The sequence below is a fragment of the Acidicapsa acidisoli genome (assembly GCF_025685625.1).
Taxonomy (GTDB): domain Bacteria; phylum Acidobacteriota; class Terriglobia; order Terriglobales; family Acidobacteriaceae; genus Acidicapsa; species Acidicapsa acidisoli.
The window spans coordinates 334,857-358,647 of the sequence record NZ_JAGSYI010000004.1 but is presented as its reverse complement, the minus strand read 5'-3'; the positions used below and the strand labels follow the sequence as shown (position 1 = coordinate 358,647).

General features: G+C 58.0%; 21 protein-coding genes. 10 read left to right on the top strand and 11 right to left on the bottom strand.

Annotation, left to right across the window (positions count from 1 at the left end; translation table 11 throughout):
* The first annotated feature begins 8 nt into the window (after positions 1-8).
* Together lptB and OHL23_RS23465 are read left to right on the top strand one after the other, a co-directional pair.
* Positions 9-737, top strand: coding sequence for an LPS export ABC transporter ATP-binding protein (gene lptB, locus OHL23_RS23470; protein WP_263354470.1), 729 nt, complete (start codon positions 9-11; stop codon positions 735-737).
* 280 nt (positions 738-1,017) lie between these two features.
* A complete protein-coding gene (locus tag OHL23_RS23465) occupies positions 1,018-2,724 on the top strand; it encodes an RNA polymerase factor sigma-54 (protein ID WP_263354469.1) in 1,707 nt (568 codons plus the stop codon).
* Between the two features lie 13 nt (positions 2,725-2,737).
* On the opposite strand, the gene OHL23_RS23460 is transcribed toward OHL23_RS23465, so the two are convergent.
* On the bottom strand, positions 2,738-4,219 hold the full coding sequence (locus OHL23_RS23460) for a retropepsin-like aspartic protease (RefSeq protein ID WP_263354468.1): 1,482 nt from the start codon (positions 4,217-4,219) through the stop codon (positions 2,738-2,740).
* A gap of 206 nt (positions 4,220-4,425) precedes the next feature.
* On the opposite strand from OHL23_RS23460, the gene OHL23_RS23455 reads away from it, so the two are divergent.
* Positions 4,426-6,915, top strand: a complete 2,490-nt coding sequence (locus OHL23_RS23455) for a serine/threonine-protein kinase (RefSeq protein WP_263354467.1) — start codon at positions 4,426-4,428, stop codon at positions 6,913-6,915.
* A 10-nt stretch (positions 6,916-6,925) separates the two neighbouring features.
* Here OHL23_RS23455 and OHL23_RS23450 read toward each other — a convergent pair whose 3' ends face one another.
* Positions 6,926-7,843 (bottom strand): DUF92 domain-containing protein, encoded by a 918-nt coding sequence (locus tag OHL23_RS23450; RefSeq protein ID WP_263354466.1) that lies wholly within the window; start codon positions 7,841-7,843, stop codon positions 6,926-6,928.
* Positions 7,844-8,104: 261 nt separating this feature from the next.
* On the opposite strand from OHL23_RS23450, the gene OHL23_RS23445 reads away from it, so the two are divergent.
* Positions 8,105-9,709 carry a YncE family protein gene (locus tag OHL23_RS23445; RefSeq protein WP_263354465.1) on the top strand — a complete coding sequence of 535 codons (1,605 nt, stop codon included), beginning with the start codon at positions 8,105-8,107 and terminating at the stop codon, positions 9,707-9,709.
* Positions 9,710-9,836: 127 nt separating this feature from the next.
* On the opposite strand, the gene OHL23_RS23440 is transcribed toward OHL23_RS23445, so the two are convergent.
* Together OHL23_RS23440 and OHL23_RS23435 are read right to left on the bottom strand one after the other, a co-directional pair.
* Positions 9,837-10,652: an anti-sigma factor gene (locus OHL23_RS23440; protein ID WP_263354464.1), complete on the bottom strand. Its 816-nt coding sequence runs from the start codon at positions 10,650-10,652 to the stop codon at positions 9,837-9,839.
* A 2-nt stretch (positions 10,653-10,654) separates the two neighbouring features.
* Entirely contained in the window at positions 10,655-11,182 is a 528-nt protein-coding gene (locus OHL23_RS23435) for an RNA polymerase sigma factor (RefSeq protein ID WP_263354463.1), read from the bottom strand.
* 173 nt (positions 11,183-11,355) lie between these two features.
* Here OHL23_RS23435 and OHL23_RS23430 point away from each other — a divergent pair, with 173 nt between their 5' ends.
* On the top strand, positions 11,356-12,129 hold the full coding sequence (locus OHL23_RS23430) for a TlyA family RNA methyltransferase (RefSeq protein ID WP_263354462.1): 774 nt from the start codon (positions 11,356-11,358) through the stop codon (positions 12,127-12,129).
* 37 nt (positions 12,130-12,166) lie between these two features.
* Positions 12,167-13,081: an NAD(+)/NADH kinase gene (locus tag OHL23_RS23425; protein WP_263354461.1), complete on the top strand. Its 915-nt coding sequence runs from the start codon at positions 12,167-12,169 to the stop codon at positions 13,079-13,081.
* Between the two features lie 74 nt (positions 13,082-13,155).
* On the opposite strand, the gene OHL23_RS23420 is transcribed toward OHL23_RS23425, so the two are convergent.
* The 3 genes from OHL23_RS23420 to OHL23_RS23410 form a co-directional block, all read right to left on the bottom strand.
* A complete protein-coding gene (locus OHL23_RS23420) occupies positions 13,156-13,587 on the bottom strand; it encodes a DUF2442 domain-containing protein (RefSeq protein WP_263354460.1) in 432 nt (143 codons plus the stop codon).
* Positions 13,574-13,834, bottom strand: a complete 261-nt coding sequence (locus tag OHL23_RS23415) for a DUF4160 domain-containing protein (protein WP_263354459.1) — start codon at positions 13,832-13,834, stop codon at positions 13,574-13,576. Before OHL23_RS23415 ends, OHL23_RS23420 begins: the two co-directional genes overlap by 14 nt.
* 121 nt (positions 13,835-13,955) lie before the next feature.
* A complete protein-coding gene (locus OHL23_RS23410; protein WP_263354458.1) occupies positions 13,956-14,912 on the bottom strand; it encodes a S1/P1 nuclease in 957 nt (318 codons plus the stop codon).
* Between the two features lie 332 nt (positions 14,913-15,244).
* Between OHL23_RS23410 and OHL23_RS23405 the strand changes: the two genes are divergently transcribed.
* From OHL23_RS23405 to OHL23_RS23395, 3 genes are all read left to right on the top strand, one after another.
* On the top strand, positions 15,245-16,828 hold the full coding sequence (locus tag OHL23_RS23405) for a S10 family peptidase (protein WP_263354457.1): 1,584 nt from the start codon (positions 15,245-15,247) through the stop codon (positions 16,826-16,828).
* Between the two features lie 23 nt (positions 16,829-16,851).
* Positions 16,852-17,184: a hypothetical protein gene (locus OHL23_RS23400; RefSeq protein WP_263354456.1), complete on the top strand. Its 333-nt coding sequence runs from the start codon at positions 16,852-16,854 to the stop codon at positions 17,182-17,184.
* Positions 17,185-17,376: 192 nt separating this feature from the next.
* On the top strand, positions 17,377-18,624 hold the full coding sequence (locus tag OHL23_RS23395) for an amidohydrolase (RefSeq protein ID WP_263354455.1): 1,248 nt from the start codon (positions 17,377-17,379) through the stop codon (positions 18,622-18,624).
* A 33-nt stretch (positions 18,625-18,657) separates the two neighbouring features.
* Here the strand turns inward: OHL23_RS23395 and OHL23_RS23390 are convergent, their stop codons facing one another.
* From OHL23_RS23390 to OHL23_RS23375, 4 genes are all read right to left on the bottom strand, one after another.
* Positions 18,658-19,197 (bottom strand): methyltransferase family protein, encoded by a 540-nt coding sequence (locus tag OHL23_RS23390; protein WP_263354454.1) that lies wholly within the window; start codon positions 19,195-19,197, stop codon positions 18,658-18,660.
* A 163-nt stretch (positions 19,198-19,360) separates the two neighbouring features.
* Positions 19,361-19,939 (bottom strand): hypothetical protein, encoded by a 579-nt coding sequence (locus OHL23_RS23385; protein ID WP_263354453.1) that lies wholly within the window; start codon positions 19,937-19,939, stop codon positions 19,361-19,363.
* The gene (locus OHL23_RS23380; RefSeq protein WP_263354452.1) at positions 19,936-21,834 is read right to left on the bottom strand and encodes a sensor histidine kinase; all 1,899 of its coding nucleotides are present in this window, start codon (positions 21,832-21,834) and stop codon (positions 19,936-19,938) included. Before OHL23_RS23380 ends, OHL23_RS23385 begins: the two co-directional genes overlap by 4 nt.
* Positions 21,835-21,836: 2 nt before the next feature.
* Positions 21,837-23,231, bottom strand: coding sequence for a sigma-54-dependent transcriptional regulator (locus OHL23_RS23375; RefSeq protein ID WP_263354451.1), 1,395 nt, complete (start codon positions 23,229-23,231; stop codon positions 21,837-21,839).
* Positions 23,232-23,381: 150 nt separating this feature from the next.
* On the opposite strand from OHL23_RS23375, the gene OHL23_RS23370 reads away from it, so the two are divergent.
* Positions 23,382-23,735 (top strand): rhodanese-like domain-containing protein, encoded by a 354-nt coding sequence (locus OHL23_RS23370; protein ID WP_263354450.1) that lies wholly within the window; start codon positions 23,382-23,384, stop codon positions 23,733-23,735.
* Positions 23,736-23,791 lie beyond the last annotated feature (56 nt).

Below are 23,791 nucleotides of genomic sequence, written 5' to 3'. Positions count from 1 at the left end.
GGATGGGAATGCAGACACTCAGCGCCGAGGGAATCGGCAAATCCTACGGCGGCCGCCAAGTCGTTCGCGACGTCAACCTGAGCATTTCGCGGGGAGAAGTCGTTGGACTGCTTGGCCCCAACGGCGCGGGCAAGACCACGAGCTTTTACATGATTGTCGGCCTGGTTGTGCCGGAGTCCGGACGCGTGATGGTCGATGACGCCGAGATCACACGCGTTCCGATGTACCTTCGCGCGCGCAATCACGGAATCAGCTACCTGCCGCAGGAGCCGTCGGTTTTTCGCAAACTTACGGTCGAAGACAACATCATGGGCGTGCTCGAAGCGCAGCCGATCTCCGAGCAGGAGCGGCGGATTCGTACCGAGCGCCTGATCCAGCAGTTGAATCTGCGACACATCCGCACCACGAAGGGGTACGCGCTGTCGGGCGGCGAGCGGCGGCGCGTGGAGATTGCGCGCTGCCTCTGCATCCAGCCCAGTTTTCTGCTGCTGGATGAGCCGTTCAGCGGCATCGACCCGATTGCCGTACTCGATTTGCAGAAGATCATTTTTGATCTGAAATCAAGTGGTATCGGCATTCTCATTACCGATCACAATGTGCGCGAGACGCTCTCGGTCACCGATCGGGCGTATATTATCGCCGAGGGGAAGATATTTCGAACGGGAACGCCTCACCAACTGGGTAATGACCCGGAGGTTCGCCGGGTGTACCTGGGAGAGGGATTCTCGTTGGATTAGGGTGACTCTAAATTTGGGTTGTCGCGTCAAACCAGTATCAATGAGCGGCAACAATTTGTGGCCCCGGTTCAGACTTGCACGCTTGAATGCAGGGCATTTCAATATGGATGAATTCGAACGACTCTTGCTTACCGATTTTGGTGAATAGATCGAAGGCAATTTTTCCCGGAACGGCTCTTGCCCATTCCGGTACGCAATGCCTGAACCAAAGCAACTTCCTCCTCATGTGCAGGGCCGGAGATTTACACTTGGGGAGGAATAACAGAGCAGGAAGTTCACTATGCCGCTGTTGCAACCGCGACTGAATCTGAAGGTATCGCAACGCCAGATCCTCACTCCGGGTCTCATGCAGATGGTGAGCGTTCTGGCGTTGAACAAGCTGGAACTGACCGAGATGATCAACGCCGAAATGGTGGAGAATCCGGTTCTTGAGGAGATTGACGAGACAGTACCGACGCTGGATGAAATCGGCGGGCGCGAGGCGATGCGCGACCGTGTCGTCGAAGAGACGCCTGTAACGCCCAAGGATCCCTTTGAGGAAATCGATTTTGGCTCCTACTTTCAGGAGTATCTGGACCCGGGTTTTCGCACCACGCAGGAGTTTGAAGAGTCCGACAAGCCATCCTTTGAGCATTTCCTCTCTCAGCCAACGACGCTGGCCGATCATCTGCTTTGGCAACTGGGCTCGATGAGCCTGACTCAGCAGTTGGTCGAAGCAGCCGAGTTCCTCATCGGTAACCTGGACGAGAACGGCTATCTGTCTGCGACGCTAGAGGAGTTGGCCGAGATCTTCGCCGGTGCTGAGGATACGCTGGAATCTTCCCTGACGCGGATGCGCGACGCGCTCGAGGTCATTCAGCATCTCGACCCCGCCGGCGTCGGCGCCCTCGACCTGCGAGACTGTCTGCGCATCCAGCTCGATGCCCAGTTGCATGAGATGGAAATGGTCTTTGCCCGGCATCCCTATGAGGAGCCGCGCCGCGATGTTGAGGAGATGGCGTGGGAGGTGCATCCGTCTCCCGCGAGCTCTGAAACGGCATTCGAGTCCACCTTGAACTCGAATGGTCACTTCGCGGAACCGAACGGTCCGGCTGATATGGATTCCGACGATAACTTGGAATTGAGTCCGCAGCAAAGCCTGCACGCGGAGGCGGAAGCGGCCCTCGACGATCGTCGGCATACCTTCGATACGGCCAAGCTCATCGTTCAGCATCATCTTTCGCTGCTGCAAAAGCGCGATCTCAAGGAGATTTCGCGCGCTGCCGGCCGCCCGGTGCCCGAAGTCAGCTCCGCGGTGGATCTGATCCGCACGCTCGATCCTCGCCCTGGCCGACGATATAACCGCGAGCAGGCCCATCTGATCGAGCCCGATGTGGCTTTCGTCAAGCGCGGCGATACCTGGGTTGTGGCCATGAACGAAGAGGATATGCCTACGCTCCGTCTGAGCCAGCGCTACCGCCGCATGCTGGTAGCCGATGGCACGGACAAGGAAGTCAAGGATTACGTCAAGGAACGATTCCGCTCCGCGATGCAGTTGATGCGCAACATCGCCCAGCGCAAGAGCACGATTCTCCGCACCTGCGAGGTGATTGTCCGCAGGCAGCAGGAGTTCCTCGATATCGGTATCGAGGCTTTGCGCCCCATGATGATCAAGGAAGTCGCGGAAGAGATCGGCGTCCATCCTTCGACCGTCAGCCGCGCAGTGGCGAACAAGTACGCGCATACTCCGCAGGGCGTGATCGAGTTGCGCGCCTTCTTTTCGGAGGGTGCGAATGGGCCGGAGGGCGCGGACACGCCGCTGGTTGTGTTGAAGCGCATGGTGCGCAAGCTGATCGAAGAAGAGGACGCCCGGCATCCGCTGACGGATGATCAACTGGCTGCGATGCTGCAAGGGAAGGGAATTCAGGTCACCCGCCGCACGGTCGCCAAGTACCGCGAAGACCTGCATATACCTTCAACGCATCAGCGCCGGCGGCGCGAAGCTTAACCGACCGTCCTGATTACTCCGTCGTGACTGCGAATCGCATGGTCCGGTAGTCGAAGGTGTAGCTCTTCAACTCATCCAGTGCATCCACGCCCAGAGTTCCGTAGGTGTCATCGAGTGCGGCGTTGCCCAATGGCTGCGTGAGTACCTGGACGAAATGCAGCGTTACCGGAACATTGCCTACGCTTAGCGTCGACGAATCAGCTACATAGGTCGGCGCGGGAGGCCTGTTCTGCGATCCGGGGGCGGTCAGCAACTCCATTTTCTTATTCTCAAATTCGACGGCGTGTTCAGCGTAGTAGCGCGAGGTGAGATAGGTCTGCTGGCCGCTGGCGTCGACGGCAAACATGCGCTCGTCGCCGGGCTTGCCAAATGCGGCGATGACCCGGTCGCCATCCAGAAAGAATCGGGCTCCGGTTGTGAGGCGTTTGCCTTTTTCGCCGGGCTGCACTTCAATGTTTGATTCGGCCGTAATCGTCAGACTTCCCAGAGTGGAAACGGCGGGATATCCGAGCACACCGCGAACCTGGTAATTTGCCTGCGCAAAGTAGTAGTCCGCGTCTTCAAAGACCAGCGCTGTCATGTTGCGGTAGGTGACGGTGCCGATGGTGAATCGGGGAATCACGGTTGCGTGCACCTTCATCGGGTGGCCGGTGATGGATTTTACCGTTGTCGCTTCCTCGGCGACTTTGAGGCCGATTTCTTTTGCTGTCGAACGGCAGATCATATTGAAGGGTGCTGTCGGGTCCAGCATCCAGTCGTGCGAAACGCCATCCACAAAGACCGGTACATCGGTCAGTCCCAGCGCGTCGCGGTCGTAGGGTAACGCGAACGGATCGCCAGCTTCGACAGTCATGGGCGGGAACTGATAGACCAGCGGCAGGGCTTTGAGCGGCAGTTCGATCTCGTCCCGCTCGTCCTGCGATAGGCTTCCGCCAAGGCGATATTCGAATTCAAGGTAGGCCTGGTTCGCTTTGGCCAGGTCGCCCTCGCGCAGGTAATCCTCGGCCAGGGTCTTGCGAAGGAGCTTCTCTTCCGGAGTAGGCGCGGCGGTCTTCCATTTAGCGAGCAGCGGTTCCAGCAGTCGAACGGACTCCTGCGGCTTGTTTTCGCGATTGGCCAGGACTCCGCGAAAAAGCTGCTTCTGCTCCGGGGTAGCCTTGTCTGCTCTGTTGGCTCCGCCCGCGTCGTTGTCGGAGTCCTTGAGAAGGCTTTCCATTTCAAGGAACTGATGATCGGCCAGCAGCCTTCCCAGTCTTCCGGCAAAGCTCCGTTCGCCTTCCTGACCGAATTGCGATCCGGTGCGCACCGTGGCTCCGGCGCCAGGCTGTTCGCTTTCCGGAACCGTTGGTGCAGGTTGCTGTGTCTGGGCGGGTTGAGAAGGCTTCGTCGAATTTGGAGGAACATTTGGGGCCGGTTTTGGCGGTTCCTGCGCGCCGGAGAAATGTCGACACGCGAGCATCAGAGCCAGAATCGAGCAAGAAATTGCGCATCGCATCCGAGCCCTCAAGCCGCCATCCCAACAAACCATAGGTACGAAGTTACCAGATTGTCCCCGTCTCGCACCCGCAGGGCTGGACCGTGAAACCGTTTGCCCAATATGAATCGTTCTGTTCCGGCTTTCGAATCAAAGAAGCAGGATTCGGGCTGCAATTCGGGTTCTGAGACTCTCTTTATACCTTCCCCGTTACACTGGTAAGAGCGATGAAGCGAAGAATGATCGAACACTACGAGATTCTCCGCCGCCTTGGTGCGGGCGGAAGCGGCGTAGTGTATTTAGCAAATGACACCCTGCTGACGCGCCCGGTGGTGCTCAAGATCCTGCGCCGTGGCCTGCTGACGGCCGGCCAGATGCGCACGACGGTACTGCGCGAGGCGCGGCTCGCCTCGGCGATTGAGCATCCCAATGTCTGCGCCATCTATGAAGTTGGCGAAACCGGCGAAGAAGCGTATATCGTGATGCAGTTTGTCCCCGGCCAGTCGCTGGATCTGCTGATCACGCGCGGTCCGGCGAGCATCCAGCTGGTGCTATCGGTCGGCATTCAGATCGCGGACGGCTTGCAGGCTGCGCACGCGCTCGGCATCTTTCACCGCGATCTCAAGCCGCAAAACGTGATGCTTACCGACGGGGGACTGGTCAAAATTCTGGATTTCGGCCTGGCTCGCCGATTGCACCCCGAAGAAGCGGCGTTCGATCCCTCGAAACCCGCCGTGGCGCGAACGACTTCCATCGCGGAAACCTACACGGCGCGCGGCGGGACAATCCGCTATATGGCTCCGGAGCAGTTCGTTACCGGGCAATCCAGCGTGCAGTCCGACATCTGGGCCCTTGGAGTGCTTTTGTACGAACTGGCCAGCGGCCGGCACCCCTTTGCGCGGCCAGACGCGGAGGATTTCCAGATCATCCGTTCGATCCAGTTCTCCAATCCTTCGGATCTGGATCAGATCGTCCCGGGAATTTCGGTTGAATTGAAGAGTGTGATCGCCATGTGCCTGGAAAAAAATCCGGCGGTTCGCTACTCCTCTGCTGCCGAAGTCCGCGAGGCGCTCAAGACGATCATGAAGGCGATGCAGCTTGAGACTGGCGGCATTCCCGGCGACGCGGCAGCAAACCTGGTTACCACCGGGCCGGAGTCCGAGAAGCGGACTACGAGCTTCCTATCGATGCTGGCCGAGCGTTTTCGCGAATCAACGGTCGAGACACCTCGCCAGAATTCAGTTGTCGTTTTGCCATTTATCAATCTTGGCCCTACCGAGGTTGCTCCGCTCTACGGCTTTGCTCTTGCGGATGCCATCGCCGCTCGGCTGGCGCGCATTCCGTCGATTGTGGTGCGGCCGTCCAGTTCTCTGATGACGCTGCCCACGGCGCAGATGGACCCGCTCGATATTGGCCAGAAGCTGCTTGTTTCTCACGTTCTTGCGGGCAATTTCATGCGCTCGGACAAGGGCTTCGACCTGAACTGGCAGTTGCTTGACGTGTCGGCGCAAAGCGTGCGGTCGGGCGGAACGATCAGCGTCGCTTCTTTTGATCTGATTGCTGTGCAGAACGAGATATCCAATGAGGTCTTCGCCGTTCTTCAGGGGATTGGCGGGGTCGATAACCGTTCCGCGCATGTGGAAGGCAGCCGCAACGGAACGCGCCCGAGCGGCAGGGATGGTTCGCTGCCCGATCTGGTTTCAGAGGAGTACCTGCAGGCCCGCGCTTTGCTCAGTTCCTTTATGACGCGGACCGGCTCGCGCTCCGATCTCGATCGCGCCCGAAGCCTGTTTGAAAGCATCACGACCAGTGATCCGGAATTTGCAGCGGGATGGGCTGGTCTTGGCATCGCCGAGTTGCAGTACGCACGCCACGGATTTGGCGGGCAGATCCACGTGATGACCGCCCGCCGCGCCTTCGATCTGGCTTACAAACTCGATCCCGGCTCGGCAGAGGCTAATCTTTACCGCATCTACATGCTGCTCTCGCGCGGCGAAAAGGAGTCGGCGCGCCATGGCATCGCCAACCTGCTCAGTTCCTCGGCCAATGATTGGAACGTTCATATGCTGGCCGGCGTCACGCTGCGCATCGACGGCATGTATGACGAGGCATTAGGGCAGTTCAGCCATGCCCTGAAGCTGAATCCGGCGAACGCGGCGCTGCTTTATAACCACCGCGCCCGCGTGTATCACTATCAGAATCAGCTCGAAGTTGCCGGCGACGAACTCGCCAAGGGGCTGGCGCTTGAACCGCGCCATCCGCTGCTGCGTACCTCGGCTGGTTACCAGCAAATGCGAATGGGCAATCTGCATTCGGCTATCGCCATTCTTGAAGACGTGATCCGCGACGATGATTCGATGCGCATTGCCGTGCCTACGCTGGCATTGTGTTACGTGCAGGTCGGCAACCGCACCCAGGCCGCGTCGCTGCTCAAGGACGACACGCTCGCCGCTGCCGAAGCGGACAGCGAAATGGCCTATCGCCTGGCCTCGTACTTCGCCGTCGAAGGCGATTCCAGCGAGGCGCTGCACTGGCTGCGGCGGGCCATCTACCTGGGAAATGAGAATTATCCCTGGTTTTCGAAGAATCCGGCGTGGAACAACCTCAAGACGAATCATGATTTTGAAAGAATTCTCGAAGATTTGAAAAAGGCGTATCGGAAGAATCAGAAGATCTGGCAGCGACTGCTGGAGCAGGTTCACCAGGAAAGTGAGTAGGTCCAGCGTCCTACCGGGGACTCGCTTTTGAGAGGACGAGCGCGATGATCGCCATTGGGAACAGGACTGCGCTCAATGTCGAGAGGAAGTTTACGGCGTCGTTGTTGAGCCATCCTTTGCGTTCGAGCGTAGCGCCGAGCAGGCTGTCGAAGAGCAGACCGAAAACTCCGCCACCGGCGGCGAGGCAGATCGAAGCCCAGTAACTACCGAGCTGCCGGCTTCCATGCATCGCCCAGAATCCAATGATTGCAACGATCAAGGCTGCCGCCACTCCGGCGAACGTTCCGGCTAATGTGATCCCGCCATCCGTACCGGATTCTACGCGGCGCAGGGTCGTGATCAATCTGGGTTGGCCGCCCAGCACCTGGCCTATCTCTGAGGAAACTGTGTCAGCCGCAGCCTCAGCCAGCGCGGCAATCGCTGCAAACGAGGAGATGGCCTCAAACGAGTGCCGAAGGACGCCGTCCTGCGCTGCCACGGCCACTGGAAAAACCGCCAGCGCCGCCACTCCCAGATTCGCCGCGACCTGCGCCGCATTCCGGCCGTGCCGACTTTCCGCCGTTCCGAGCTGCTCTTTTTTTGCTTTCCCAATTTTGGTGGCTGCAAATGTGAGCAGAAACATCGCAAGAAGAGGCATCAGTCCGCCATGTAGCCAGCTTGTCTCGTACGGGAAGCGAGTCGTGGCGAACATAAGGCTTGCTGTGATCGCCGCGCCGGTCGCTGCTGCTCCGGCGGTACCGGCGCGCAGACGCCACACTACGAGCCCGAAAACGGCGCTGATACCGAGAGTCGTCCACGCCACGACTGGCCTCTGCACAGCCCACCAGTAGCCTTGCAACAGCACGGAAATCACCGTCCACGGGGCCACGATCAACAGAACCGCCTTGGACTGCCATTCCAGACCGCTCTGGTCCTTTCGAATCAACACACGCTCCATCTTCGATATGACTTCCCGAACCAGACTATCAACCCGATGTTGGCAACCCGGTTACCAACCAACGGGATGCTGCCGCGTCCAACCGAGCATAGCCTTTCTGCGCAGGTAAGTGATTTACAATCGACCAGTAAGCAGGACAACTACTGAATGAGCGAATTCTCCCAGCAATTGATACCGGTGCGTCCAATTCGAGCGAACCGCCCGTCCTCCCGAAGTTTGGCCTCTAAGATTTCGATCCAGGGCACCCTGGCTATGTCCGTCACAGCAGCCGCCCTGCTAGGCATCGCAGGGTGCGGCAGCAATCTTCGCCCCACAGTTACGCCCATTGTTGGAACCGGACCGGCGTCGCAGCCCGCGGCTTATGCCTTCGTCGTCTCTACGCCGACTTCGTCCGCGGCGGCGCTAGGCTATGGAACGGTGATCGATTACTCCGGCGACACCATCATGGCCACGGCTCCCATCGGTCCCGGTCCGGATTTGTTCGCGCTCAACGGCGGTGGCACCCAGGCATGGACGCTGAACGAGGACGGAACCGTATCCAACATTCCGGTCTCCACGCTTCTTCAGCAAAAGCTGGTCACCTACAGCACGCTCAATACAATTCCGCCAGTGAACACTCCCACAGATCCTGCCGGGATTGATCCCGTGGTGGCGCTCTTCGGCGGTTCCTTTGGGCTCTACGCTCTTGACGTGAATCTGAATGAAGTCGACGTTCTGACGGGCACACCGGATGCGTTCAAGCTAGATGTCCCGGTGGACGAGACGCCAGTGACGGCGGTAGGCGTCGCTACAGCTACTCGCTTTTATGCCATCACTCAGGGCATTCCCTATCTCACGCCGTTTACGATCCCAGGCGCGGCCCAGCCCGTGGATGGCGGCGTTGCCTGCAATGTGAATCCCCATGCAGTTGGCGTAACGGGAATGGCGGACGGGATTGAGACCTCGACCTATACCGTCTCATCCCACATCCCGGTCGGCGTTTGCCCGGACTATGCTGTTGGAAGTGCGGATACCAGGCGGGTTTTTGTGCTTAATCGGGGCAGCGACACCATTTCGGTCATTAACAGCCAGAACAACGCCATCGATAGCTGCGTATGTCCCCCGACAGGCTGCACAAATCAGAACGGGCAGACATACACTTGCCACCCGACCCTCCCGCTTTCCACTGCCGCGGTAACCGCGACAGGGATACAGCCTCCGAACGGAACCATGGGCCTGCCCGCTGTTGCCGGTCCGGTTTATGCGGAATACAACACGTTAACCCAGCAACTGGTGGTTTCAAACTACGACGGCAACACGGTCAACATCATCGATGTGAGCCTCGACGAGTACGGCAATGACAGCCCAACCTTCGGGACGACGTATACGGTTCCGGTTGGGAACAACCCGGCCTCGGTGACGGTTCTGGCAGATGGATCGCGCGCCTATGTTGCCAACCAGACAGACGGTACGGTCTCGATCGTCGACATCGCCAGCCACAGCATTGAGACGACACTGCCGGTAACGGGCAATCCCCGCACTGTTGTCTCTACTCAGAACTCCCTCTACGGCAAGATCTACGTAGTTTCGCCCAACAGCCCTTATGTGACGATCATCCGAACTGACCAGGACATTATCGATACCTCTGTGCTGGTGCAGGGCAATGCCGTCGATGTTCGGATTACAACTCCGGATGGGATCAACCAAAATACCAATCTGGTGAGCCGATTGCCCGGCGCCGGACAGCCATGTTTCCTTCCCCCCAGTGCATTTACCTCTACAGCTATGTGGACGCTGGCCAATTGCAAGCAGCAGGATGTCAGCCTGCTTACTTCCGCCGCCCTGATCAAGAGTGCGGGGAAGACATTGCAACAGTAAGCGCACAGAAGCCAACAGAAAGGCCGGTCCCTGCACCAGGGACCGGCCTTTCTGATTTCCAGATTCAATCAGATTCAATCAAGGCATACAGCATTTGCGGAAGCGTACGGGCCTTCGCAATGCGCCGCTATTGCCCGCTGAGGATGATGGCCGAGGTAGGTTTGGGCGACCCGGCTGCATCTTCGACGGTTACACCGAACCCCGCAGCCTGTACGTTCGAGGGGATGTCTGGAAAGATCACGGCCGCGCTACCCTGAAGATCAGGCGTAAAAACTCCGGCTGGAATCGGCGCTCCACCCGCAGCCGGCAATACCCACAGTTCGTAGGCCTTGCCAGGGGGCGGCGCAGGCAGATTCGCAGCCGTAAATACCAGCTTTCCAGAGGCGGCAGAATAGATGGCGTGGCCCTCCGGTGTCTTGATGATCGCCGGCTTTGGGTGCAGACTGACCTGCTGCGTGTCTGTCCCGCGCAGAAACTCCTTCAATTCAGTAAAGTTGGCAGACTCTTTCTCATACCGATTCATTGCCGGCAATAACTGCCGGATCTGATGAATATGCGAGAGGTCATCGTAGGCCACAAATGCCAGCGATGCAGCAAGTATTCCGGAAAGAATGCGAAGAGGCAGGGGCGTCTCCAACCAGTTCTGGAAAGACCTGGACGTGATATAGAGGCGGCTTTTTTTGTGCATGCTGACCAGCCTCGAATCAGGAGCGGTGTCCGAGTTCAGGCGCTGCAGGAATCGCTCCCGCGCTCCTTGCGGCAGATCTTCCGTTGGTTGCACTGCGGCAAAGCAGGCCAGTTCCACCTGTGTCCGGGCCAACTCGCCACGGCACTGATTGCAAGTCGAAATATGAGCCGTAAACTGGCTGAGCTGTCCCTCTTTCAGCGTACCCAGAGCGTACTGGATCAGATCTTCTTCGGAGATGTGGAAAGTTTCCTGCATTGTCATTGTTCCAGCGCCCTTCTCACCGTGGCCAGGGCCGTGCGAATCCGGGTCTTCACGGTACCCAGCGGTGTGCCGGTTCGCTCCGAAATCTCGGTGTGTGTCAGTCCTTCAAAATACGCCATATGCAGCGGCGATTGCTGTTCTCCGGGCAGCGTTTCAACAGCGACTCTTACCTGATCCATGAGATGGTTCTCTTCCACCGCGCGCTGCAGGTTCCTCGGTTCGGGAAGCACCATATCTTCCAGTGGCGTCAGATGCGAGCGGCGTCGTATGACGTCGATCGAGCGGTTTCGCGCCACGACGGCCAGCCAGGCGCCCAGGCTGCCGCGCTGCGCGACGAATCCGCCAGGTTGTCTCCAAACCTGCAGCAGGACTTCCTGCATCACGTCTTCCGCGAGATCGGGTTCTCGCAATACTCGCAGTGCGATTGAATAGACCAGCCGCGAATATTTGTCGAAGAGCGACGCCATGGCGGATTGATCCTGCCTGGCGACAGCCTCCAGCAACTCGGCATCTTCCATTAGCATGGCTTCCGTTTCTTCCACCGTTGTTGCTTGTCTGCATGAACTACGAAACACAACGGGCTTTGGATTGCGGGGCTGCGAAGAGTAGCCGCAATCACTACCAGTCGGTAACGATACACGCACAAAAGCGATTCGACAAAATCGCCCCCAGTTAGAAGCATAATAGAGTCAAAAGGATGACATCTACTCCAAGAATCCGAATTGATACCCTGATGGTCCAAAAGGGACTTGTTCCCAGTCGCGAACGGGCTCGCGCACTCATATTGGCTGGCCGGGTGCTGGTTTCGGAACAGAAGGTTGACAAACCCGGGACGGCATTTCCGAAGGATGTTCCGGTCCGATTGCTTGGCCAGGATATACGATACGTGAGCCGGGGCGGCCTGAAGCTGGAGGCCGCGCTGGCTCATTGGTCCATTCCGGTGCAAGGGCGGGCGTGCCTCGACATCGGCACTTCGACCGGTGGGTTTACCGACTGCCTGCTGCAACACGGAGCCAGCCACGTCTCCTGCGTCGATACCGGCTTTGGACAAATCGCGATGAGCCTGCGCATGGACGCTCGCGTCCGGCTCTACGAGCGGACGAATGCCCGCCTGCTTGCCGCGGGCTTCTTCAGCCAGCAACACGTGGCTGAGCCAGTACCTCCGCTCACGCTCCTGGTTGTCGACGTCTCCTTCATTTCGGCGACACTTGTGCTGCCGCCTGTGCTGGCCGCTGCTCCTTCGCTGACAGAAGCGGTCGTGCTGGTTAAGCCTCAATTTGAAGCAGGCCGTGAATATGTCGGCAAGGGAGGAATCGTTCGAGACGCCGAGGCCCACCGGCTTGCCGTCGAACGTGTCACGCAGTGTCTTACCGGGCTTGGGGGCAAGTCCATTGAGGGTATCGATTCTCCAATCACGGGGATGGAGGGAAATCAGGAATTCCTCCTGTATGCGATCCTTACTGCTCCTTGAGGATCTTGGTCGCCTCGCTGGGGTAAACTAAAGCCCGATGAACCGCGTCGCAATCGTCTCCAAGCCTCTCAAGACCGAGTTGAATCGCCTGCTTCCAGAACTGGTGGAATGGCTGCGCGAGCATGACTTTGAGCCGGTGCTCGACCGGGAGAGCGCGGCATATGTTGTGGGCGCCGCTGCTGCCGCAAAGGGCAAGTCCGGCAGCGCCATCGGGGGCGTTGAGGTGCGTGACCGTCCCGATCTCCCCGGGGCATGTCCATCGCTTGTCATTGTCCTCGGCGGCGATGGTACGTTGCTGGCGGTCGGCCGCATCTTCGCACCGACCGATACTCCGATTCTCAGCGTCAATCTTGGCTCTCTGGGCTTTCTCACGGAAGTTCGCCTCGCCAGCCTGTATCCGACGCTCGAAGGCTGGTGCGACAACTGCTGCGCCATCGACGAACGCACGATGCTTCATACGGAACTATGGCGCGATGGAAGATGCATCGCGAGCTTTGAAGCCGTGAACGATATCGTTCTCTCCAAAAGCTCGATTGCCCGCATGGCTGAGTTCGCTATCGAACTGGACACCATGCTTGTCGCCCGCTTTCGTGCCGATGGCGTCATCGTAGCCACGCCCACCGGCTCCACAGCCTACACTCTGGCTGCCAACGGGCCGATCATGGTGCCCGGCGTCGACGCCCTGGTCATCACGCCGATTTGTCCGCATCTGCTTACGCTGCGCCCTATTGTTGTTCCGGGCAGCTCGGATCTCACGCTGCGCATGGAAGGTCCCAAAGGCGGCCTTCCCAATCCGACGATCCTGACCGTCGACGGCCAGCAGGCGGTGGATCTGCGTATTGGGGATGAGCTTCGTTGTCACCGCTCCGAGTTCTCAGTCAAGCTGGTGCGGCTTGGGGGCAACGGCTTCTTTGACGCCCTGCGCAGCAAGCTCAAATGGGGTGAGCGATAAACTTGCCCTCGGCGCGTAGCCTTTGCCCGTGGACGGGTACGTGGCCTATCTATTGCGGTTAAGTGCCTCGGCAATCATGTGACGGCTGCCGTGTTTTTCTTTGGCCGTCCACCTCTCGTACCATTTGCCTGTGCAGCCAGACGTTTCGCCTTCGTCTTAGCTGCGCCGCCCTTCTTGCCCAACTGCGCCATCCAACGGCGATTTCCATAAACACCTTCGATCAGCGCGGGGACGTAAAGGTCAACATCAAGGTCTGGAAAGTGGATGCCGGTTCCACGGCCGAGCAATTCGTAATTCTGAATTTGCTTATGCGTTGCGTGGCCCAGTTCCTGCACGTCCTCGATTGGAAGCACCAGCCTGCGTCCGTTGCTGAGTCCTACGATGAGCAGGTTTAGACCCAGGATGTGCTCGACCGTTTGAGCAAGCGGGTCGCTGTCGTGGCGCTTGGCCGTTTCCAAGGCCGCTTCGATTTCGGCATCGGTTGTAAGGACTTTATGCTGAGCCACGATGCTTCTCCCAGAGAGCTGCCAATTCATCGAAATGTTTGGCGGCTGCTGTCAGAACATGTCGTACATCGGCTTTGCTTCCGTTGCTTGGCCGTATGGCATCCGTCCGATTTGCAAGCGAGACATTGCTTTCCTGAAGAAGATCGACGATCACTTCCACTTCAGCGTAGAAACCATGCACATGCCGAGGCTCGTGATCCATCGTATACACCACGAACCTCACTCCATCGAATCGGATTGAACCCATCTGTATCTATATTAACCCAAGCCCATTGGGTTATGAAAGCGTCATTTCCACGAATGTGCGCCCAGCCAATCGTCCGGTCTCGCCCGACCCCAGCGCGGTTGAGTGGTGTTCGTGGACCTCGCTACTTCAATTCGGCATTCAGTACATTCGCCAACCGTGCCCCGGCCAGTGCTACGCGCTGCTGTGCAATCTTGAGGGAGTCAGAGCCGTAGTTCGGATTCGACCCGATGGTGAATGTTCCCAGCCCCGGTCCAATCGGTGGATTGATATAGACGCTGCTCTTCGCCAGGGCGAAGCTTTCGTTGACCCAATCCGCTTCATTCAGGTCAGCGGCCGCGGTCGCGTCCGCGCTGCTCAGTAACTGAGCAGCCGTCAACGCGACAGAGTAATTCTGTGTGTCTCCGACCCCAAGCAGATTGTCCCAGTAACCGTGCAGTTCCTGGGGAGCAACGTCGATCTTGACTGAGTTGCCGCCGGCATCGCCGCGTTTGGCAGTCTGCGTGACGCGCGTGGCGCAATGCAGCGGCTGATGAACGTCGCCTGTGAGATGCATCAGCCAGACAAGGTCATAGGATTTGAGGGCGTCGGGTTCGTCCGAGGCCAGAGCCTTGCGCAGGGCGGCGATCTGCGTCTGCGCGTTAGGCGTGGGAACCGCGGGCAGCGGCGTCGTTCCATCCGTGCTGAATGGCAGATCCACGAAGTGCCAATACTTGTGCATCACCATGTCTTTATAGCCGATATTCGCCGAGGCCTCGGAGGTCTTGGGCGGATTGTCCCCATCGCTCTTGTAGCCGCTACCGTTGGCCTTGATCTCGTCGGGCCAGGTCGCAGCCATCATGAAGACATACATCTGCTGATCTTCCTGTGAAGCTCCGGGCTTAATGTAAGCAAGCCATTTCTTGTAGTTGGGATTCAGAGCCAGCAGGGCCGCAACCCGCGCTTTCTGCGTCAGGGTCAGTTGCTGGTATGCCACGTAAGCCACCGCCATGTGGCCGATCGAGTTCCAGCCCATTGCATTCTGAAACGTGAACAGCAGGCAGACCGTAATGACCGCGGCTGAACGCAGGTTGAATCGCATTGATACCTCCGCGCACCAAAGTCTTTGGCGCTTGAGCAGACTGAAGCAAGTGTTTGGAATCCAGCGGTGAATTTTACATCACAGGGCAAATCCTTTTGCTAAGAATCTTGCAATTCCCCAAAAGGGCGTGAATCTCTTTGGCGTCAAAGGGGGAAAGAGCTTCCACCCCAACGGCCGTCCCCCGTGCTACACTCGGCTTCATCCGGCCCTGCCTGTTCCTGGATTTCCCATTCCTGGATTTACGAGAGTTGCCCACGCTGTTTGAAGCGGATCAACGCAGGCGCACCGGTGCAATGCCGATTATTTGATTTCAATCTCACGGAGAGCCCACCTTGCCCCAATCGCGTAAACGGCCCGTTCTGACTACTGCCGCCACGGTGTTAACGCTCCTGTTGGCTTCGCCGGTCTTCACGCATCTCTCTGCGCAGGAGCGCCGCACGACAACGGAGACAAAGGAAGATACTTCCAAGGACATTCCCATTCCTCAGGAGACCACCGCGGTCACGCAACATCAGGAAGCCATCGGCGGCCAAACCATTCATTACACCGCGACGGTCGGCAATCTCCTGATCAGCAAGGAAGATCACGACGAGATTGAAAAGCCTTACCACAGCGTCTTCTATATCTCCTACACGGAGGACGGCGCTGACTCCAACAAGCGCCCCGTAACCTTCCTGTACAACGGCGGACCCGGTTCAGCCACGATATGGCTTGAGATGGGCTCGGTCGGCCCGATGCGCGTTCTCTCGAACAGCCCCGAGCCGACCAACAATCCGCCCTTCAAAGTGGTTCCCAACGAGTACAGCCTGCTCGACAAGACCGACCTTGTCTTTATCGACGCGCCGGGCACCGGATACTCGCATCCCGTAGGCAAGGGAACTATCAAGGATGTCGCCGGAGTTGACGAAGACCTGAGCGCCTTCACAAAGTTCATCATCCGCTACATCACGGTGAATCATCGCTGGAATTCGCCCAAGTTCCTCTTTGGTGAGTCCTACGGAACGACCCGTTCGGCTGGCTTGTCCGCTACGCTGAATGAAGCCGGTGTGCAGTTGAATGGCATTGTTCTGCTCTCGTCTATTCTCAACTACAACGCCCGCGCCGCTGGCCTGGACAACAATTACATCACCGACCTGCCCAGCTTTGCCGCCATCGCCTGGTATCACAACAAGGTTCCCAACAAGCCTGCCGATGTATTGACCTTCATCCAGCAGGCAAGGGACTTCGCCCGCGGCCCCTACGCGGAAGCTCTCTATCAGGGCAACGCCCTCAGCGATGCCGATGCGGATAAGATCGCCAATCAGATGAGCAGCCTCATCGGACTCAGCCCGGCATTCATCAAGAATGCGAATCTGCGCATCTCAGCCTCACGCTTCCGCAAGGAACTGCTGCGCGATCAGAACAAGATTCTCGGCCGCTACGACGCGCGATTTGAAGGGCCTGACGCCGATGCTGCGGGTGAAAACCCAGGCTACGATCCCTCCGATACGGGCATCTCAGGAGCCTATGTCGCATCCTTCCATAACTATCTAGAAAGCGATCTCAAGTTCGTCAGCCAGGACACCTACAACAACAGCGGACCTGATCTGAACCAGAATTGGGATCAGAAGCATCGGCCCGCTACCGCGACGGGTCCCTTTGGCCGCCAGCAGGCGATGCCATACGTTGCCGGCGATCTTGGCGACACAATCCGCAAGAATCCCCACCTCAAGGTATTTGCAGCCAACGGTATCTACGATCTGGCAACGCCCTTCACGGCTACCGAATGGGAGCTGGCCCACATGGGAACGGAGTCGAAGTTGCGCGCCAATGTAACCTGGGGTTATTATCCAGCCGGGCACATGGTCTATCTCAATGTTGACGCGCTCAAAGCGTTCCGGCAGGACCTGGGCAGCTTTTACGACAACGCCAGGTAGGAGAACACCAGGCAGGAGAGCATTTGGAGCCGATAAATCCGAAGTCCTTTGACCGGCCGCTGCGCAAAGCGTTCGGGATCTCAATCGTAATCAATGGCCTCATGGGCTTGTCAGGAGCACTTGGCAATGCCCTGGGGCTGTCGGGATTTTCGTATATTTCCGGGGCGATTGCTGCTCCCACTGCGTTTCTGATAGGCCGCATGATGAAACCGTCCGGTCAGTCGATTGTCGAAGTCGCATTTGCCGGGGTCAAGGCTCTGGCATTCTCGATTGTTTTTTACACCGTTGCCGTGTGGCTCCTTTTGCTTGTGTGGCCTCGTTTGCGCCCGTCGAATACCGGGCGCAGCAAGTCCTGATGCGTGGTTGAGCCGGCCACGGAAAATTCCGATACTGGTTGAATTTCGCCTATCCATGCAATTGATCGCACTGAACTCGGTTACAATCCCGCCATGCACCGACTGATCCTTGTCTCTCTTTTTCTACACGCAGTTTCTTCTGCAGGATTTGCACAACAGCCGCCTCCGTTGTCGCAGTCGGTGGAGGCACAGTTGCCGGCCCTGGTCGAAACATACAAAGACTTCCATGGCCATCCGGAGCTCTCTCATCACGAGGAGCAAACATCGGCGAAGCTTGCCGCCGATCTGCGTAAGCTCGGCTATCAGGTCACTGAGCGGGTCGGCGTATATCAGGACGGAGCAAATACTTCCAAAGCCTGGGGAATCGTGGCGGTGTTGGAGAACGGTCCTGGTCCGCGCCTGCTGATCCGGACGGACATGGACGCGTTGCCTGTCGAGGAAAGGACAGGCTTAGATTACGCATCGCATGTTCAATCGAAAAACGCCGAAGGCCAGCCCACCGGCGTCATGCATGCCTGCGGCCACGACATTCACATGACCGTGCTGCTCGGCACAGCCAAGGAACTTGCTGCGCGCAAGAGCCAGTGGCATGGGACGGTCATGCTCATCGGCCAGCCTTCGGAGGAGACCATCGACGGCTCGCGCGCTATGCTTGCCGACCATCTTTACGAGCGCTTCGGCAAGCCTGATTTCGTTCTCTCTGAGCACGACGATCCCGCGCTTGCTACAGGCGATGTTGCTATCAAGGGTGGGCCGTTGCTGGCCAGTTCCACCAGCATTGACGTGATCATGCGCGGAATCGGAACGCATGGCGCGCACCCGAATGGAGGCAAAGATCCAATTCTCATGGCGGCCGAGTTTGTTGTGCTTGCCCAGGGGATCATCAGCCGACAGATCGACGCCCAGCAACCAGCGGTGCTGACGGTCGGCACTATTCACGGCGGCCTTAAGCGCAACATCATTCCGGATGAAGTGACGATGGGTCTCACGCTGCGGACCTACAGCGACGAAGTCCGGGATCAGATCATCGCAGCAATCCGCCGTACAGCCGATGGCGTAGCAGTGACCTATGGCGTGTCCGCAGATCGCATGCCAATCGTCAACGTGAGCAAAACCGAGATCGCCCCCGCAACGATCAACGATCCTGCCTTTGCTGAGCGTCTGCGCAAGGTCGCAATCGCAACCCTGGGAGCCCAGCATGTCGCGGTCGGCGAGTCGGTGATGGGCAGCGAAGATGTCGGACTGTTTTCGCTGAACGGCACAATTCCAGCGGTGATGTTTCGCCTCGGCGCGTCCGATCCGGGCAAATTGGCGGAGAGTATGAAGACCGGCGTTTCGCTGCCAAGCCTTCACTCGCCGCTCTTTGCACCGGTCTATGAGCCGACGATTCGCACTGGCGTGACCTCATTGACCGCGATGGCCCTCGATGTGCTCAAGTGAATGCGATTCCTGTCTCGATACGGCAGCCGTTCCTTATGGATGCCACGCGTGCGTGCGCGGTATCCATCGGTGAACGTGCTTGCAGTAGTCGTCATACTCCGCGCCGAAGCTCTTTCGAAGAGTGGGTTCTTCGTATGCGATCACAAACAATGCGACTCCGAGAATGACAGCGCACGCCGCTGCAATCACGACCGCATTCGCTCTTCCGAAGACGATCCACAGGCCGATCCAGCCCGTGAAGAATCCAACGTACATCGGATTGCGCACATACCGATAAAAGCCCGCTACTACCAGCCGCTTTGGCGGAGCGATTGGCGCCGGCGTTCCGCGTCCAGTCCTCCCGAAGTCCCAGACACAATGGAGCGCGACAGCGAATCCAAGCACTGAAGGCAAGGCCGCAATCCACCGCCATGGCGCTATACTCGCTGCGTCTACTTGAAAGCCCAGCCATCCAGGCAATAACCAGAACCAAAGCGCGAAGAACGCGCCGCCTACTAGCAGCGATGCAATGGTTTCGGGCCAGTTCATCGCGCGTCCTGGATCTCCCCGGATTGCAGCCTGTCCACTGTTCATGATCTGCTCCTTCGAGACGGAAGCATATGCTTTTCGAGGGAAGCCGGCGCAATGAAATTTTGTTATTTTGAGCTATTCAAAAGCAATTGACAATCGGGACATCACGGGCGCTTTGCTTGAAATCCGGGCCTCGATATCGAAAACCCGGCTTCCAAGAAAAAATCTATTGGTTCAGCTCCGCGAGCAGTACCTTGGCCTTCTTGGCCAAGGTAAGAGCTCCGTCGACATCGCCTGTGCCGAGCGCCTCTTTAGCCTGCTTTAAAAATTGATGAATCTGTGCCGCAGTCTTGGTTTCCGAATCATTCAAGGCTCGCGTGATTCCATTGACGCCCTTTTCGGTCGAGCTGATCATCTCTTCCGTCTGGGAGCGCTGGTCGCCTGATGCACCGCCTGAGAGCTCTCCGATGGCGCTCACGCTTGGAGAGGAATTGCCCGACGCGTTCGAGGCCTCCTGCGTCGGGGTATTTTTCTTCGGATGGCTTGGCTTTTTGGGAGGTGTCGCCGGCTTGGTTGCAGTATCCGGCTCAGTGGACGGCGCTGGCTCCGGATTTCCTACAACCGGCGGCGGCAAATCTGCCGTTTCAACGGTGGCCGGCTTGGGCGGAGGTGTATCTACAATAGGCGGCGCAAGCGTTTGCGTCTGAGCCGGAGCCTGCTTGGTTTTGTGGTCGCAGCCCTGCATAAGTGGCATCAAAGCCAGCAGCGGCAGCAGCCACGATAGATGCGTGACTGAAATCCTCATCCTTCCAACCCCTTTACGCTTTCCATTACCGTCGGCTGAGGATGCCGTCGTCCCCGGTCCGTGGAGGAGAGAGGTATTCGCAACTGGAATACCGATCCACGTCCTAACTCTGATTGTACGTCGATACTTCCATGATGCAACTGGAGAATACGATATGTCATGGCCAATCCGATCCCGCTGCCACCTTTTTTTGTAGTGAAGTATAAGTCGAAGATACGCTCTCTCAGTTCCTCTGCTATTCCTCCACCTTCGTCTTCCACTTGTATGACAGCCGATTTACCATCTTCGAGCAGAATCACATCCAGCCGTCCACCATCCGGCATTGCCTGGGCGCCGTTTTGGACAACATTCAGCACTGCCTGCTTGAGCAGGTCAACGTCCACCTTGGCGACGAGCGGATAATTTGGGAGACTACAGGTTAACTTTACATGCTTCGTTGACATCTCCGCTTCCGCCAGCGTCGCCACGTCTGAAACCGCGTAGCGCAAATCGTACTCCACGAGCTTTACTTCTACGGGACGCGAGAAATCGACCAATGTTTGAACAACCCGGTCAAGCCGATGAATTTCAGAATCGATCACATCCAGGTGTCTGTTGGCTGGCCCGGCGGCATTGCCGAGCTTGGTTTTCAGCAACTCCAAGTGGACCACGATGGCGTTGATCGGGTTCTTGACCTCATGGCCGACGCCTGAGGTGAGGCGGCCGATTGCCGCCATGCGCCGGGAAAGCTCGAGTTCGCTTTCGATTACCTCCACCGATTCCGTATCATGCAGCGTCAACAGGGCTCCCAATCCCTGGCGGGTTGGGTCGTCGTGAATAAAATCGAGCGACACTTCGATCCGGTTACCGCTTTCGGTCACAATCTCTTCTTGCACCAGCGTCACGCGAGCATCCCACGCTTCGCGAATCGTCCTTCCCAGAATTGTGGTCCGGTCGAAGATTTCGCGTGCATGTAAGCCCAGCAACTCATTCCGATCCACATGCAGGAAGCGATTGACCGCATCCGAAATCAGAACCGCCCGTCCATCCCCGGTAAACAGCAGAATTCCATCCTGCAGGTTACCCAGAACCTGGTCCAGATTCTCCTTCAGGGCCGAAAACACTTCTTCCACGTTGCGCATGCGTTGGCCAATGCGTTCAATCTTGTTGGCAACACGCACAACGGTATCACCCTCAGTCTCTTCCGAAGGTTGCTCTTCAGCAACTGGAGACCAGTAATCGAGCTGCATGTTCAGTTCTTCCATCGGCCGAAGCGCCAGATTCCCCAGGAAAAACGCCACAACCAGCGCAGTCGCCAGTCCCAGCCCCATCAGCGTGAGCGCGGGTTTCACCAGTGGCTCAAAGACCGCTCGAAGCAGTGTCGTACGCACGCCAACGCGGACGGTGGCAAAGGGCTGATCGTTCCTCTCCAGCGGGAGGACGACATCATAGACCTGCGCCGACGGACCGTAAACGGCTTTCAGCAGTTCAATCGCATTGCTGTCGCGCAGCTGTAGATAGCTTGTGCGCGGCGGCAGCAGCTGGTCATTGCCGCCTATACCTGTCGTGAGTAGCGCGCGATTGTTGTTGTCGCCGATGCTGATGTCATACACCGTCGGGGAGTAGGTGACGACCGACTTCACCACTGCGGACAACGCCGTGCTTTCGCGAACTGCTGTCGCAGCCAGTTGGCGCAGCTGCACCTGATCGTTGGGATTGACCTGTTGATCCTTCAGGCCGGCCTCGAGCGCCAGCCGCAGCGCATAGCGAATCTGCTCGGCACCCAGCACATTGGTGTCATAGGACTGCTGCACCACGGCCTGTAACAGGCGGCTTACGTACACCACCGATAGCACCCCTGTCACCAGGAAAACCAGTCCGGTGATCGCCAGAACGAGTTTCGTCTTCAAACTCATTCTCAGATTCCTCCACTCTCGCGCTGATACTCATACTCTTTCAGCTTGTTATGCAGTGTTTTCAGACTTACGCCCAATAACTCCGCAGCGCGCGTCTTGTTCTGGCCGGTGAACTCCAGGGTCCGCAGAATCAAAAGACGCTCCGCTTCGCCTACCGTGGCTCCGACGCGGACCGACACGCTGTTTCCATCGCCGATCGGCACAGGGGTCGCCAACGGACGGCCAAATCCCGAAGGCAGATGCGCAACTTCGATCAATCCTCCATCCGGAGCCAGAATCACGGCTCGCTCCATCAGATTACGCAGTTCGCGCGCGTTGCCCGGCCATTCATGTTGCTGCAACTTCTCCTGCACCGACGCCGACATACCCGCAACATGGCGACCGTGCTTCTGGTTCATCTCCGCAAGCATGGCATTGACCATGTCCGGAATATCTTCCCGGTGCTCGCGAAGCGGCGGCATATGAATGTGGAAGACATTCAGACGATAAAAGAGATCCGAACGGAGCGATCCTGCAGCAACAGCGTCTTCCGGATCGCGATTGGTCGCAGCCAGCACGCGAACGTCGACATCCTGCTCGGTACGCGCTCCCAGGCGGCGCAGCTTGCGTTCTTCGAGTACTCGCAGCAACTTTGCCTGGGTCCCGATCGGCATTTCGCCCAGTTCGTCCAGCAGCAGCGTGCCTTGTTCGGCCAGCTCAAAACAGCCTGCCCTGCGCTCCATTGCGCCCGTAAATGCACCCTTTTCGTGCCCGAATATCTCGCTTTCCATCAGCGTTTCAGGAATCGCGGCGCAATTCACGGCTACAAACGGACGCCCCTTGCGATCGCTCAGGTCATGCAGGGTCCGCGCTACCAGTTCTTTGCCCGTACCGCTTTCGCCGGTGATGAGCACGGAAACATTCGATGGAGCGATTCGCTCGATCAGGCCGAATACCTCCTGCATCGACCGAGAGTGCCCCACAAGCGCACCCAGCACGCCGCTCTGGCGCAACTGGCGCCGTGTGACTTCCAGCTCCAGTTCTGTATCCAATTGCCGCGTGGCGTTGGCCAGGATCGTTTTGAGGCGCGTCGCATCGACCGGCTTGGAGATGAAGTCGTAGGCTCCCAGCTTCATCGCGTCGACTGCCAGTTCCACTGAGCCCTGCGCTGTCAGTACGATTACGGCCATGTTGTTGCCGGCTTCGGTCAGCTTGGTCAGCAGTCCCAGCCCATCCATGCGTGGCATCTTCAAGTCCGTGACGACAATCGCCGGGTCCCAGGCAAGAACTTTCTCATAGCCCTCGATTCCATCGCGTGCAGTCTCCGTCCGATAACCCCAGCCGGAGATCAACTCGGCGAGGCCCATGAGGGCGTGAACCTCATCTTCCACAATCAAAACTTTGGTCGGTGTGCGCATCGTCTCCAGTCTTGACCGGCCGTCGCCTCTGCTCCCAAATTTTTGGCGCACGGCGAGTTTGGCAATTTCTTGCGTAACGGACAGTCTACCGTTCTACCACGTCGATGGGTAATCGAAAGTGAAAGGAGAGCCGTAGACTGTCTTTTCGCGATGCATAAGTCTGCCAGTTATCCTATAGCCATGTATGACTACGAATTGACCGTCCAGGATGCTGCCGCCCTCGTTCGGGAAGGCAAAGCCAAGCTTATCGACGTTCGCGAACCGTGGGAGAACGCAACCGCAAGAGTGGATGGCGGCCTGCTTATGCCCATGGGCGATGTTCCATCTCGTGCACATCAGGAACTTGATCCCGATGACCGCCTGCTCATCCTCTGCCATCATGGGGCAAGATCTCTCAGCGTCACCAACTGGCTGCGCCAGCAAGGATTTGAAGCTGCACAGTCCGTCGCCGGCGGTATCGACGCCTGGTCCTGCGCGGTTGATCCGCGGATTCCGCGCTATTAGCCGCCAGGATCGCGCAACAAGAGAGCTTTGACCCTCGGCGCGCAGACCCATCTTCC

Excerpts from the sequence above, each read along its gene's own strand:
- lptB (WP_263354470.1), top strand. The coding sequence starts at position 9 with ATGCAGACACTCAGCGCCGAGGGAATCGGCAAATCCTACGGCGGCCGC.
- OHL23_RS23465 (WP_263354469.1), top strand. The coding sequence starts at position 1,018 with ATGCCGCTGTTGCAACCGCGACTGAATCTGAAGGTATCGCAACGCCAG.
- OHL23_RS23460 (WP_263354468.1), bottom strand. The coding sequence starts at position 4,219 with ATGCGATGCGCAATTTCTTGCTCGATTCTGGCTCTGATGCTCGCGTGT.
- OHL23_RS23455 (WP_263354467.1), top strand. The coding sequence starts at position 4,426 with ATGAAGCGAAGAATGATCGAACACTACGAGATTCTCCGCCGCCTTGGT.
- OHL23_RS23445 (WP_263354465.1), top strand. The coding sequence starts at position 8,105 with ATGTCCGTCACAGCAGCCGCCCTGCTAGGCATCGCAGGGTGCGGCAGC.
- OHL23_RS23440 (WP_263354464.1), bottom strand. The coding sequence starts at position 10,652 with ATGCAGGAAACTTTCCACATCTCCGAAGAAGATCTGATCCAGTACGCT.
- OHL23_RS23435 (WP_263354463.1), bottom strand. The coding sequence starts at position 11,182 with ATGCTAATGGAAGATGCCGAGTTGCTGGAGGCTGTCGCCAGGCAGGAT.
- OHL23_RS23430 (WP_263354462.1), top strand. The coding sequence starts at position 11,356 with ATGACATCTACTCCAAGAATCCGAATTGATACCCTGATGGTCCAAAAG.
- OHL23_RS23425 (WP_263354461.1), top strand. The coding sequence starts at position 12,167 with ATGAACCGCGTCGCAATCGTCTCCAAGCCTCTCAAGACCGAGTTGAAT.
- OHL23_RS23415 (WP_263354459.1), bottom strand. The coding sequence starts at position 13,834 with ATGGGTTCAATCCGATTCGATGGAGTGAGGTTCGTGGTGTATACGATG.
- OHL23_RS23410 (WP_263354458.1), bottom strand. The coding sequence starts at position 14,912 with ATGCGATTCAACCTGCGTTCAGCCGCGGTCATTACGGTCTGCCTGCTG.
- OHL23_RS23390 (WP_263354454.1), bottom strand. The coding sequence starts at position 19,197 with ATGAACAGTGGACAGGCTGCAATCCGGGGAGATCCAGGACGCGCGATG.
- OHL23_RS23385 (WP_263354453.1), bottom strand. The coding sequence starts at position 19,939 with ATGAGGATTTCAGTCACGCATCTATCGTGGCTGCTGCCGCTGCTGGCT.
- OHL23_RS23380 (WP_263354452.1), bottom strand. The coding sequence starts at position 21,834 with ATGAGTTTGAAGACGAAACTCGTTCTGGCGATCACCGGACTGGTTTTC.
- OHL23_RS23375 (WP_263354451.1), bottom strand. The coding sequence starts at position 23,231 with ATGCGCACACCGACCAAAGTTTTGATTGTGGAAGATGAGGTTCACGCC.
- OHL23_RS23370 (WP_263354450.1), top strand. The coding sequence starts at position 23,382 with ATGCATAAGTCTGCCAGTTATCCTATAGCCATGTATGACTACGAATTG.